The 12959-nt window shown below is 57.9% G+C and carries 12 protein-coding genes and 1 pseudogene; 6 read left to right on the top strand and 7 right to left on the bottom strand.

What is annotated here, in order from left to right:
- Positions 1-3 precede the first annotated feature (3 nt).
- From AO068_RS05975 to gpmI, 3 genes are all read right to left on the bottom strand, one after another.
- Positions 4-1341: a S41 family peptidase gene (locus AO068_RS05975; RefSeq protein WP_002551463.1), complete on the bottom strand. Its 1338-nt coding sequence runs from the start codon at positions 1339-1341 to the stop codon at positions 4-6.
- Positions 1342-1374: 33 nt separating this feature from the next.
- Positions 1375-2697, bottom strand: a complete 1323-nt coding sequence (locus AO068_RS05970; protein ID WP_058400091.1) for a murein hydrolase activator EnvC family protein — start codon at positions 2695-2697, stop codon at positions 1375-1377.
- A gap of 153 nt (positions 2698-2850) precedes the next feature.
- Complete coding sequence (gene gpmI / locus AO068_RS05965) at positions 2851-4383, bottom strand: 2,3-bisphosphoglycerate-independent phosphoglycerate mutase (protein WP_058407891.1); 1533 nt, start codon at positions 4381-4383, stop codon at positions 2851-2853.
- 156 nt (positions 4384-4539) lie between these two features.
- On the opposite strand from gpmI, the gene AO068_RS05960 reads away from it, so the two are divergent.
- Genes AO068_RS05960 through secB form a run of 3 tightly spaced genes read left to right on the top strand, consistent with a single transcriptional unit; the run spans position 4540 to position 5736 of the window.
- Positions 4540-4953, top strand: a complete 414-nt coding sequence (locus AO068_RS05960; protein ID WP_002551466.1) for a rhodanese-like domain-containing protein — start codon at positions 4540-4542, stop codon at positions 4951-4953.
- A 2-nt stretch (positions 4954-4955) separates the two neighbouring features.
- A complete protein-coding gene (gene grxC / locus AO068_RS05955; RefSeq protein ID WP_058400067.1) occupies positions 4956-5207 on the top strand; it encodes a glutaredoxin 3 in 252 nt (83 codons plus the stop codon).
- 40 nt (positions 5208-5247) lie between these two features.
- A complete protein-coding gene (gene secB, locus AO068_RS05950) occupies positions 5248-5736 on the top strand; it encodes a protein-export chaperone SecB (RefSeq protein ID WP_002551468.1) in 489 nt (162 codons plus the stop codon).
- Between the two features lie 61 nt (positions 5737-5797).
- Here secB and trmL read toward each other — a convergent pair whose 3' ends face one another.
- Positions 5798-6253, bottom strand: a complete 456-nt coding sequence (gene trmL, locus AO068_RS05945) for a tRNA (uridine(34)/cytosine(34)/5-carboxymethylaminomethyluridine(34)-2'-O)-methyltransferase TrmL (protein WP_058407890.1) — start codon at positions 6251-6253, stop codon at positions 5798-5800.
- Between trmL and AO068_RS05940 the strand changes: the two genes are divergently transcribed.
- The gene (locus AO068_RS05940) at positions 6252-6692 is read left to right on the top strand and encodes a hypothetical protein (protein WP_004655063.1); all 441 of its coding nucleotides are present in this window, start codon (positions 6252-6254) and stop codon (positions 6690-6692) included. The two genes, trmL and AO068_RS05940, sit on opposite strands and share 2 nt — an antisense overlap.
- 347 nt (positions 6693-7039) lie before the next feature.
- Here AO068_RS05940 and tauC read toward each other — a convergent pair.
- From tauC to tauA, 3 genes and pseudogenes are all read right to left on the bottom strand, one after another.
- A pseudogene (tauC, locus tag AO068_RS05935) lies at positions 7040-7804 on the bottom strand (taurine ABC transporter permease TauC); the annotation flags it as partial.
- A gap of 107 nt (positions 7805-7911) precedes the next feature.
- Positions 7912-8697, bottom strand: a complete 786-nt coding sequence (tauB, locus tag AO068_RS05930) for a taurine ABC transporter ATP-binding subunit (RefSeq protein ID WP_058407889.1) — start codon at positions 8695-8697, stop codon at positions 7912-7914.
- A gap of 25 nt (positions 8698-8722) precedes the next feature.
- Positions 8723-9700, bottom strand: coding sequence for a taurine ABC transporter substrate-binding protein (gene tauA, locus AO068_RS05925; protein ID WP_058407888.1), 978 nt, complete (start codon positions 9698-9700; stop codon positions 8723-8725).
- Between the two features lie 770 nt (positions 9701-10470).
- Here tauA and AO068_RS05920 point away from each other — a divergent pair.
- Positions 10471-11817, top strand: coding sequence for an OprD family outer membrane porin (locus tag AO068_RS05920; RefSeq protein ID WP_054071664.1), 1347 nt, complete (start codon positions 10471-10473; stop codon positions 11815-11817).
- A gap of 169 nt (positions 11818-11986) precedes the next feature.
- A complete protein-coding gene (locus AO068_RS05915; protein WP_058407887.1) occupies positions 11987-12625 on the top strand; it encodes a peroxiredoxin in 639 nt (212 codons plus the stop codon).
- Positions 12626-12959 lie beyond the last annotated feature (334 nt).

The raw sequence follows: 12959 nt of genomic DNA, 5'->3' as shown, positions 1-12959 counted from the left end.
CCGTCAATTGCCGCGGGTGATACTCAGCCCTTTCAGCAGGCTGAGCGCCTGGCTGAGCTGGAAGTCATCATCCTGCGGACGCGCCTTGGCTGCTGCGCCACCCTTGACGGTTGGCTTGTCGGCACCGCCGTTGCCATTGCCCAGGTGACCCATCAGGTCGGCTTCCTTGTAGTTCTCGCCGTCTGCTTCGCTGGTGACCTTGGCCCGACGTACCACGATGTCCGGGTTGATACCCTGCGCCTGGATCGAGCGACCGTTCGGCGTGTAATACAACGCTGTGGTGATCTTCAGAGCGCGATCGTTGTTCAGCGGCAGAACGGTTTGCACCGAGCCTTTGCCGAAGGTGTCAGTGCCCATCAGGATGCCGCGTTTCTGGTCTTGCAGGGCACCGGCGACGATTTCCGACGCAGAAGCGCTGCCGCCGTTGATCAACACCACCAGCGGTACGCCTTCGCTGGCGTCTGCCGGGTCTGCCGAGAAACGCAGTTCGGAGTTGGCGATGCGGCCTTTGGTGTAGACGATCAGGCCTTTGGTGAGGAAGTGGTCCGCCACCTGCACCGCCGATTGCAGCACGCCGCCGGGGTTATTGCGCAGGTCGAGAATCAGGCCGCTCATCTTCTTGCCGTTGTCCTTGCGGAATTTGGCCAGCGCCTTGCCGACTTCGTCCCCGGTCTTGACCTGGAACTGGGTGATGCGGATGTAGCCGTAGCCGTTTTCCAGCATCTGCGCCTTGACGCTCTTGACCTGGATGGTTGCCCGCGCCAGCGTCACATCAAACGGCGTACCGCCATCGCGCACCAGTGTCAGTGTGATCTTCTCGCCGATCTTGCCGCGCATCTTGTCGACCGCTTCCTGCATGTTCTGGCCCTGGGTCGGCGTGCCATTGATCTTCACGATCAGGTCGCCTGCCTCAATGCCAGCCTTGGAAGCAGGTGTGTCGTCGATGGGCGAAACCACCTTGACGAAACCGTCCTCGACGCCGACTTCGATGCCCAGGCCACCGAACTCGCCGCTGGTGCTTTCCTGCAGCTCCTGGAAATCTTCCGGGCCCAGGTAAGCGGAGTGTGGATCAAGGTTGCTGAGCATGCCCTTGATGGCGTTTTCCAGCAGGGTCTTGTCGTCAACCGGCTCGACATAGGCCGCCTTGACCCGGTCCATGACCTCGGCAAAGGTGCGCAGCTCGTCGAGCGGCAGCGGCGGCTTGGCGTTGGCATTGGGCTTGGCGGGCGAGACTGCTGCAGGCGTGGCTGGCGCGGTCTTTTCGGCAGCTTGCGCCAGAGGCGCGCCGATAACGATGGCAATTGCCAGGGCCAGCGAGGTGAGGCGGGACAAATGCAGCATGTCTAACGAACTCCTACAGATATTGACGCCGGCTTATCCTTGAGTGCGGCACCATTGGGCCGGATCGCTGGGGCGACCCTGCTGACGAATAGCAAAGTACAACGCTGCCGTGTCCTGACCGCCACTATTGCCGACCGTGGAAATCGCTTCACCGGCTTTTACAATGTCACCTGCCGACTTGAGCAGGCTCTGGTTATGCCCGTACAGGGTGAGATAACCGTTGCCATGGTCGAGAATGACCAGAAGCCCGGCACCACGCAACCAGTCGGCGAACACCACTCGTCCGCCATGCACGGCATGTACCTGGCTTCCGGCGGCAGCGCTGATCATGACGCCGTCCCATTTGGTTCGCTCGTCATCACCGCGGGCTTCACCGAAACGCGCAAGCAGTCGACCATCAATAGGCCATGGAAGTTTTCCCCGGGCCTCTGCAAAAGGTCCGCCGTAGGAAACTCCGGCACTGGAAACGACTGCGCCGGGGGCTTTGACCGGGCGACGCGGTGTGGGTTCAGCATCGCTTTTTCTGCTGTCGTTGCTGTCATTGCGCGCAACGGCTTGCGCTTCGCGCTGACGCTTTTCTTCCGCCTCGCGGGCTGCAACCAGCGCCTTCTGGCGAGCTTCTTCGGCTTCACGTGCCTGGCGGGCCAGGGTTTCCTCGATGGTCTTGAGAACCTTGGCCAGGTCGGCCTGATCCTGCTGACGCGCCTGCAGTTTCTGATCGCGGGCCTTGTAGTCCTGATTCAGCTTGGCCAGTGCCTGCTGACGCTCCTGGCGCACCTTGGCCAGTTCTTCGCTCTGGCTGTCCAGGTTGCTCTTCTGCACCAGCAACTGTGCCTGTTGCAGGTCGATGTCTTTTTCGACATTGGCCAGCTGGCGCAGGGTTTCATTGAAGTTGCGTAGCTGCTCCAGGCGCGCCTGGCTCAGGTAATCGTAATACGTGAGGGTTCGGGCGAACTTCTCGGGGTGCTGCTGATTGAGCAACAGCTTGAGGTATTCCTGACGGCCACTCTGGTAGGCGGCGCGGGCCTGGATAGCGATCAGGCGTTGCTGTTCAACGCGGGCGCTGTTCAGTTTCTTTTTTTCACTGTCGAGCTTTTGCAGCTCGGTTTCCGTCTTTTTTAGTTCCTTTTGCAGGACCTCGACCTGCTTTTCCAACTTGCCCATTTCGGTTTCGGTGGTGCGCAGGTCCTTCTGGACGCCTGCACGTTCTTCCTGAAGCTTGCCCAGGACTTTTTGCAGCTCCGTCACATCCTGACGCGCAGCATCTATCTGTTTTTGGGTTTGCACACGCTCGTCTTCGGCAAACGCCGGATTGAGCAGGCAGATCAGAGCAAGGGCAATCAAGGCGCGAAGCATGTGGGTGGGCGATACCGAGGAATTGTGAGAAAAAATGTCAGGCTTAGTATGCCCGCCATGCGCTGCAAAAAAAACGCCCCGCAGCCACTGCTTTAGGGCTTGAAACATAAAAAACCGGCTTTGCCTGATGGCTATAGGCCGGTTTTCAGCGTTTTACTTCGCCACAAGGATCGAGTGGCCCGTCATCTCTTGCGGTTTCTCCATGCCCAACAGATGCAGCATGGTCGGTGCCACGTCAGCCAGAACACCACCTTCGCGGACTTTCAGCGGGCGTTTGCCGACGTACACGAAAGGCACCGGCTCGGAGGTATGTGCAGTATGCGCCTGGCCCGTGGAGTCATCGGTCATCTGCTCGACGTTGCCGTGGTCAGCGGTAATCAGTGCTTCACCGCCGACTTTTTCCAATGCCGCGGTAATGCGACCGACGCATACGTCCAGGCATTCCACGGCCTTGATTGCCGCTTCCATGATGCCGCTGTGGCCGACCATGTCGCCGTTGGCGTAGTTGACGATAATCACGTCATAACGCTGATGTTCGATGGCATCGACAATTTTGTCGGTCACTTCCGGCGCGCTCATTTCCGGCTGCAGGTCGTAGGTGGCGACTTTCGGCGATGGAATCAGAATGCGCTCTTCACCCGGAAACGGCTCTTCACGACCGCCAGAGAAGAAGAATGTGACGTGCGCGTATTTTTCGGTTTCGGCGATACGCAGCTGAGTCTTGCCGTTGTCTGCCAGGTATTCACCCAGCACGTTTTTCAGGCTGCCAGCCGCAAATGCCGAGGGCGCAGGGATGCTCGCCGCGTACTGGGTCAGCATCACGTAATTGACCTTGGGCTGACGGGCGCGCTCGAAATCCTTGAAGTCGTCTTCGACGAACACACGGGTCAGCTCACGGGCGCGGTCGGCGCGGAAGTTCATGAACACCACAGCATCGCCATCCTCGACGCGAGCGGGTTCACCGATGCGTGTGGCTTTGACGAATTCGTCGTTCTCGTCACGCGCGTAGGCTGCTTCAAGCCCGGCAACACCGCTGTCTGCGTGAAATTCGGCGGTGCTGTCGACGATCAGGTTATAGGCGGTGGAGACCCGGTCCCAACGGTTGTCGCGGTCCATGGCGAAGTAGCGGCCGATGATCGTGGCGGTGCGGCCCTTGCCCAGGCGAGCGAAGGTTGCGTCCATCAGCTCAAGGGATTTCTTCGCGCTGCGCGGTGGCGTGTCGCGACCGTCGAGGAAGGCGTGCAGATAGATTTTTTCTGCACCGCGCTTGACCGCCAGTTCGGCCATGGCGACCAGATGGTCCTGGTGGCTGTGCACGCCGCCATCGGACAGCAGGCCCATAATGTGGACCGCCTTGCCCGCACCGACAGCTTTATCCACAGCGGCACAGATGGTCGGGTTCTCGAAGAACTCGCCGTCGCGAATCGCTTTGGTCACTCGAGTGAAGTCCTGATACACCACGCGACCGGCACCCAGGTTCATGTGCCCGACTTCGGAGTTGCCCATCTGACCGTCCGGCAGACCGACGTCCATGCCCGACCCTGAAATCAGGCCGTTGGGCATGGTTTGGTAAAGACGATCCATGACCGGCATCTTCGCGGCCAGAATGGCATTGCCTTCATGGCTTTCGCTGTGTCCGAAGCCATCCAGGATGATAAGAACCAGAGGTTTTGGCGTGGCAGTCATAGAACCCACTCGATGCTGGTTGAATAAAGAGAGTAACAAAGTACAAGGGAGCGGCATTTTAGGGACAAGTTCAAACGGCGTCACTGCCGTACGGACTTTGGCCCACCTTGGCTGCTGTGTATACTGGCCGACATTTTAACGCCCTGGAACCTACTGATGGTTGCTCACCTGCTTGAATTCGCCACTAACCACTATTTGATCACCGGTGCCTTCGTCATTCTGCTGGGACTGCTGATCGCTTACGAACTGAGCAAGGGCGGTGCCAGCCTGAGCACTCGCGAGCTGACCGCGCTGGTCAACAGCGACCAGGGCGTGGTCATCGACGTGCGCTCGAAAAAGGATTTCACTGCCGGCCACATCGTGGGCTCCCTGAACTTCCCGCAGGACAAGGTGCTGACCCGTACCGCTGAACTGCAGAAATACAAGGACAAGACGTTGATCATAGTCGATGCAATGGGGCAGCATGCTGGCACCACCGCCCGCGAGCTGCTCAAATCCGGCTTCAAGGCGGCCAAACTGTCCGGCGGTATTTCCAGCTGGCGCGGCGACAACCTTCCCTTGGTGAAGTGAACATGGCCCAAGTCATCGTCTATTCCAGCGACTATTGCCCGTATTGCGTACGTGCCAAACAGCTGTTGCAGAGCAAGAGCGTGGCCTTCGAGGAAATCCGTGTCGACGGCAAGCCGCAACTGCGTGCCGAAATGACCAAGAAGGCCGGTCGCACTTCCGTACCGCAGATCTGGATCGGCTCGACCCACGTGGGCGGCTGCGATGACCTGTTTGCTCTGGAGCGTGCTGGCAAGCTTGATGCGCTGCTGGCCTGATTCCCCTTAAACTTTCAGCCCTATCTGACAAGGATCCGAGATGACCGACCAACCGAACAACGGCGCTGTTGCCAACGAAGAAAACGGCCCACAATTTTCCCTGCAGCGTATCTACGTTCGCGACCTGTCGTTCGAAGCGCCAAAAAGCCCGGCAATCTTCCGCCAGGAGTGGACTCCGACCGTCAGCCTGGACCTCAACACTCGTCAGAAGCAGCTGGAAGGCGATTTCTATGAAGTCGTGCTGACCCTGTCCGTGACCGTCAACAATGGCGACGAAGTTGCTTTCATCGTTGAAGTGCAACAGGCCGGTATCTTCCTGATCAAGGGTCTGGACGACGGCGCAATGAGCCACACCCTCGGCGCATTCTGCCCGAACATCCTGTTCCCTTACGCTCGCGAAGCCATCGACAACCTGGTTGTACGCGGCTCGTTCCCTGCGCTGATGCTGGCCCCGGTGAACTTCGACGCCCTGTACGCGCAAGAGCTGCAACGCATGCAGGAAGCTGGCGAAACGCCAACTGTTCAGTAAGCGTTACCACTGCAAGCAAAAAGCGCCTTTCGGGGCGCTTTTTTGTGCGTCGTCGTTCGCTCTACGCAAACCCGTGCTGGCGCCACGCCTCATAGACGGCCACGGCCACTGTGTTGGACAGGTTCAGACTACGGCAGCCTTCACGCATGGGCAGTCGCAGGCGATGCTCGCTGCTCAGCGAGTCGAGGATGTCGGCGGGCAGGCCACGGCTTTCCGGGCCGAACAGAAATGCGTCACCTGGTTCAAAGCTGACATCGTGAAAAGGCCGAGAGCCTTTGGTGGTGAAGGCGAACAACCTAGGGTTGCCGATCTTCTCCAGACAGCTTGCCAGGTCAGCATGCGTCTGCAGCGTGGCATACTCGTGATAGTCGAGCCCGGCACGGCGCAAGCGCTTGTCGTCCAGCTCGAAACCCAAGGGTTCGATCAAATGCAGGGTGCAGCCGCTGTTGGCGCATAGCCTGATGACATTGCCGGTATTCGGCGGAATTTCTGGTTGAAAAAGGATGACGTGAAACATGCACGGCTCCGAACGAAAGGACGGGATGCATTCTACCCCTGAAGAGGACCCGAGACCGAAGCTATGGCCGCGAGTTCTGGGTTCGATGGCGATTGTCGGCTTTACCGTGGGCACCATAATCGGTCGTCTGCAGCAACCTGACCCCGTTGAACTTGAGCAGATCGAGGAACTGCCTGCCGGGCTGGCGCTCTGGTTCAATGAAGAACCGAAGTACCAAGGGTCGACGGTGGATGGCGCTGTGGTGCTCAACGTCGATGCTTCAGGGCGGCCGTGGACGGGCCAACTGAGGTTCGACAACAGGGTTGCACGCTGGAAGGTGGAGCGAGGTGAGAAGGGGTTGGTGCTGACACTCCTGGCAGCCCGTCCACTTCATGGCGACTGGCGCACTGAGAAGGTGGACGGGCGCTGGAGACTGGAGGTCAGTCTCCGGGAGGAATAAAAGAGGGGAATCCCCGGCCTGCCTGTACCAAGGTCCCCAAAACTGGTGATGTAATACCTATTGCAGAGTGCGTGCCAGTTTTGAGAATTAACCCGAAAGAACAGGCTGACTTAGTCATATCCGGTTAAGCATTTCTTGAGTCCAAAGCCCTTAAACCTCATCAACATACTGAATTTATTAAGTATTTTTCATATTCGAAAACCTTGGATTGGTTGATGAGTCAGCCGCTGTGAATGCTCGGCGCTGGCATCTGGTCGCCCTGAATGTCGCGCCAGGCCCCGCAATGCGGTATCAGCGCATGCACTCAATTTGCGCACCGCAACGACGCACACACCCATACTGATGCATTAATGCTGCTGACCATGCCAGGGCACCAGCCTGCGTTGCAGTGCGCGCAGGCCCAGCTCCATGGCAAAAGCGATCACGGCGATCAGCAGAATCCCCAGCACCACAACGTCTGTCACCAGAAACTGCGCCGCCGACTGCACCATGAATCCCAGCCCGCTGGTGGCAGCAATAAGCTCTGCGGCCACCAGCGTCGACCAGCCCACGCCCAGGCCGATGCGAATACCGGTAAGAATGTCCGGGAGTGCGCTGGGCAGGACCACGTGCCGAATCAACTGCCAGCGCGTCGCGCCCAGCGACTGTGCCGCGCGCACTTTGGTCGGGTCCACGGTGCGAACGCCGGTAGCCGTGGCAATGGCAATCGGCGCGAAGATCGCCAGATAAATCAGTAGTACCTTGGAGAATTCGCCGATACCGAACCAGATAACGATCAGCGGCAGGTAGGCCAGCGGTGGTATCGGTCGGTAAAACTCGATCAGCGGGTCGAATATCCCCTGAGCGATGCGGTTATGGCCGATGGCGATTCCTATCGGGATGGCTGTCAAAATTGCCGCGGCCAGCGCCAGACCGATGCGTTGCAGGCTGGCGCCCAGATGCTGCCAGAGTGTGGCGTCCATGTAGCCCTTGGTTGCCAGCAGCCAGCCTTTGCTCAGCACATCCGCTGGCGGTGGCAGGAACAGCGGCTCGATCCAGCCCCCGGCAGTTACGGCCCACCAAAGAATCAGCAGTACGGCGAGGGTCAGGATGCTGATCGCTCGGGTGCTCAAATAAACCTTCGGCGTGGGGGCAGCCGGTTGTTTGGCGAACGGTTGGCTGATTCCGGTCAGTTCGCGGCTATCTATAAGCTCATGGCTGCCAACAGGCTCAAGGCTACTCATACACGCTGCTCCCGGGTGCGCTGGGAAAACACGCTGGTCAGCACATGCTCGCGGGTTTCGATAAAACGCGGGTCAGACTTTATCGCGCGGGCTGATTCGCCAGCGCTATAGCGAAGGCCGAAGTCCAGGTGCAGATGCTCGGCGATACGACCGGGGTTAGGGGCGAACAGAACAAGGTCGGTGGCGAGGAAAACCGCTTCTTCTATATCGTGGGTTATCAGAAACACCGGCTTGGCGGTACGTTGCCAGACTTGCAGCAATAGCTCCTGCATCTGCTCACGGGTGAAGGCATCCAGCGCACCGAATGGCTCGTCCATCAACAGGATGCGCGGGTCGGCTGCCAGCGCTCTGGCCAGGCCGACGCGTTGCCGTTGTCCACCGGACAGCTGCCATATTCGCCGCTGGTCAAAACCGGCCAGATCCACCAGTGCCAACATCTCCCGCGCTCTGGCTTCACGTTCCGAACGGCCGACACCCGCCAGTTCCAGGCCAAACGCAACATTGGCCAACACGTCCTGCCAGGGCAGCAAGGCATCATCCTGAAAAACTACGCCACGCTCTGCGCTCGGGCCCTCCACGGGAATGCCGTCGAGAGTAATGCGGCCGCTGCCGGGTTTGATGAAGCCGGCGATGAGGTTCAACAACGAGGTTTTACCGCTGCCGGAAGGGCCGAGCGCAACCAGCAGTTGCTGTGGGCCCAGGCTCAGGTTGATGTCCGCCAGCACGGGTGCCGCGGCACCGGGGTACTGAGCGCCAATACGCTCCAGCTGTAATAGCGCCATGCGTGTCTCCTTGTGCTGAGAGCGTTTAGCGTGGGATGAACCGGGCGCTGACGTACGGTGAGTAGTCAGGCAGTACCGCGTCGACCTTGCCCTGTTCTTTAAGGAATGCTGCGGTTTTGGTTACCGCCTCGATGGTCGGTGTACCCAGCAGCGCCGTCTGCTCGGCAGCCAGCGGGTAGACATTGCCTTGCAACAGGCCGGGTACGTCAGACGCCTTGGCGCCAGACAGTCGGGTCAGCTTGTCGACGTTGGCCGGGTTGGCGATCCATGCAGCGGGGTCCTGGCGATACCGGGCGTAGGCATCGAGCGTTACCTTGGCGAAGGCGCTGACAACTTCCGGGTGTTTGCTGGCGAAGTCCTTGCGCACAATCCAGGCATCGAAGGTCGGTGCTCCGACTTTCGCCAGTTCGCCTGAAGTGATCAGCACCTTGCCGGTTTCCTTGGCGACGCCCAGCGCCGGGTCCCAGACGTAAGTGGCATCAATGTCGCCGCGCTTCCAGGCCGCAGCAATGGCAGGCGGCGCGAGGTTGAGGATCGTGACCCTGGCCGGATCGATATTCCAGTGTTTGAGCGCTGCAAGCAGGCTGTAATGGCCGGTGGAGACAAAGGGCACGGCCACTTTCTTGCCGATCAGGTCCTGTGGTGAGTTGATCCCCGAGCCATTACGGGCAACCAGCGCCTCGGCAGCGCCGATCTGCGTGGCTATCAGAAAGGTCTCCACCGGGAGTTTGCGTGTAGCGGCGGCTGTGAAGGGGCTTGAACCGAGATAGCCGATCTGTACGTCGCCGGATGCGATTGCGGTGATGACGTCCGCACCATTATCGAACTTGCGCCAGGCGATTTTCGAGTCAGTGGCTTTTTCGTAGGCGTTATCGGCCTGGGCAACCTTGGCCGGGTCGACGGTGGTCTGGTAGGCGACGGTAAAGTCTGCTGCCTGTGCAATGAATGTTGCGCCAGTCAACGACAGCGCAGTCAGCAAGCGCAGGGAAAAATGCAGTTTCATGATGACGCTCCGAATCAGACGGGCCGAGGACTGGCTGGATAAGGAGGCTAATTGATCTAAGAATCTGCAAATAAAGAACTTTTCGGAATTAGCTTATGAAGTGTTTTTAGAGCCATCTGCAGAACCGATCTGCACATCAGGGACCTGTTACGCATCTGCCAATCGGCTCGGGCGTCACGGCCCGGACACCAAAATTGCTTTTTTGTTCACCTGGGCTACAGTTGAGCGCAAGTTTGAGACGGTAAAAAACGCTGAAAAAGCGTATTTGGAGCGGTTTTTAGAAAATATTTCATGACCGCAGGGCGCTGGCCATCAAAGTGGTGACAACTGTCATATTTCTTCACTAATCTCTCTGAAGTGCCCGTTTTACAAGGCTTTTACTGGCAGGCAAATTGCGCTCTGCCGTTGGGGACTATGACCGGCTGGTCTCGATTTGGCCGGTCACTGGTACAAAACCAAAAGATCTGACGAACGGTACCGAAATAAATTTTGGGAATTACCCGATTAGGTCGATACACTCCGTGACGTCCTGGCTGACACGAGTTGTGACATATGCCTGATTGTTCTTAGAAGCTGCAAAACGGTTTCTTTTGAGTATGAAGATTTTTCACTAACGTGCGGCCACCGACATGCGCGGTCTAGTCAAAAGTCGGGGTGTACAGAATCCATTGACCTCCAGGTCGGGACTGTCACCTATCGCAATATCTCTGGGTCAGGGCAACGCCCGGCACCGGAGACATAAAAAATTAGATTCACGAGGAGCGTAGTTAATGAAGAAGTCCACCCTGGCCTTGGCCGTAACAGTCGGTGTATTGGCCCAGCAGGCCGGTGCAGCTGGTTTCCTTGAAGACAGCAAAGCGTCCGTTAGTTCTCGTACTCTGTATTTCAATAACGACCTGCGTGAAGGCTTTCGTGCATCCGATCAGCGCGAAACCGCTACCGGCCTGAAATTTGACTACACCTCGGGCTTTACCCAGGGCACCGTTGGTTTTGGTCTTGATGCACAAGCCGTGATGGGTCTCCATCTGGGCGGCGGCATTGAACACCACACTGTTAACACGGCCAACACCGTTGTGCCGACCGATACTGATGGTTCTTCGGTCAGCGACTGGTCCCGTGTCGGCGCCAACGCCAAGATGCGCTTCTCCAAAACTGAATTGAAGGTCGGTAACGCTCTGGCACCGAACCTGCCAATTCTGGTCAGCAACGATGGTCGCCTGCTGCCTCAAGCTTTTGAGGGCGGCATCCTGACTTCGAAGGATCTGGACAGCGTTACCTTCACCGCTGGTCAATTGAACAAGTCCATCGGCCGTGCTTCGAGCAACTGGACTGACCTGTCCGTTGCCGGTGCTACTCAGGGCTCCGACCAGTTCCGTTTCGCTGGTGCTGACTGGAAAGTCACCAAAGACCTGACCTTGCAGTACTACTACGCCAACCTGGAAGACTTCTACAAGCAGCACTTCCTGGGTCTGGTTCATGTTTACCCGATCAGCGACAACCAGTCCTTCAAGACTGACCTGCGTTATTTCAACAGCAGCGCTGACGGCAAAAACAGCCAGGCCGCAGCAGGCTATCGTTTCAACAACAACGGTGGTTACGCCTCTCACACCGGTGAAGTCGACAACCAGACCTGGTCTGCCATGTTCACTTACTCCCTGGGTGGTCACGCGCTCATGGTTGGTCACCAGCAAGTGGGTGACAGCGGCGGCATGGTCTACCTTGGTCAAGGTAACGTAGTGGATGGTCGCGGTCGTCCTGAAGGTAACGGCGGCTCAAGCTTCTACCTGTTCACCGATTCGATGATCAACGGCTTCAACCGTGCTGGTGAAAACACCACATTCGGTCAGTACTCGTATGACTTTGCCAAGGTCGGTGTTCCTGGTCTGAAGGCTGCGATTGCTTACTTGAGCGGTGATGACATCCGTGACGTAAACCGCAATCTGGGTACTCACTCCGAGTGGGAACGCGATATGCGCGTTGACTACGTGATTCAAAGCGGCGTGTTGAAAGGCTTCGGCACCACTGTACGTCACGGCAGCTTCCGCGGTGACGTCGCTACTACTGCTGATACCGATCAAACCCGTATCCTCTTCAACTACACCTACAACTTTTTGTAAGTGTACTGAAGCTTGAAGAAACCCCGCCCCGTGCGGGGTTTCTTTTGCCCGTTTTTTGATATTCCTGGCAGGTCTATCAAGCGCATTATTTATTCTTTTTAACTTTTCTCAGCAGGGCGCACAGTAACGTCATACCAAGGCCTACCCGATACAGACAAGGAGCAACACCATGACACTGCGACTTGGCGACATCGCCCCTGACTTCGAGCAGGAATCCAGCGAAGGTCGTATCCGTTTCCATGAATGGCTCGGCGACAGCTGGGGCGTGTTGTTTTCTCATCCTGCAGACTTCACGCCTGTGTGCACCACTGAACTGGGCTTCACCGCCAAATTGAAGGACGAGTTTGCCAAGCGCGGTGTGAAAGCCATTGCGTTGTCGGTCGACCCGGTTGATTCGCACATCAAGTGGATCGATGACATCAACACTACGCAAAACACCCAGGTTAACTTCCCGATTCTGGCCGATGCCGACCGCAAGGTCTCCGACCTGTATGACCTTATTCATCCCAATGCCAACGACACACTGACTGTGCGCTCGCTGTTCGTGATCGACCCGAACAAGAAAGTACGCCTGACGATTACTTATCCGGCGAGTACCGGGCGTAATTTCCACGAGGTTCTGCGCGTTATCGACTCTCTGCAATTGACCGACAACTACAAGGTTGCCACGCCCGCCAATTGGGTGGACGGCGATGATGTAGTGATTGTGCCGTCGATCAAAGACGAAGCCGAGATCAAGCAACGCTTTCCCAAGGGCTACAAGGCCGTCACGCCCTATCTGCGCCTGACGCCACAGCCAAACCGCTGATTTTCGATCTACCAAGCGTGGGGTTATTCGGGCCGATTTATCGGCCCTTTTTTATTCCTCCCTCATAGCCGCCGACTGCGTTGCTCGATCAAGCGCGGACGCAGAGCGTCCAGAACGGCATGCGACGCGCAGCGTCGCACGATAGTCGAGATCATCGTTCCTCACGCTCCAGCGTACGAATGCCGCTAGTGACGCTCCGCCGCCTGTTCAAGATCGGACGCAGAGCGTCGCACGATCGTTGAGATCATCGTTCCTCACGCTCCAGCGTGGGAATGCCTGTCGTGACGCTCCGCGTCATGGATATGCGCCACGCCGCATACTCAAGATCGGACGC

It is taken from the genome of Pseudomonas sp. ICMP 3272 (assembly GCF_001466905.1).
GTDB classification, from domain to species: domain Bacteria; phylum Pseudomonadota; class Gammaproteobacteria; order Pseudomonadales; family Pseudomonadaceae; genus Aquipseudomonas; species Aquipseudomonas amygdali.
Note: the sequence above shows the minus strand (reverse complement) of the source record. Positions and strands in the feature narration are given on the sequence as shown.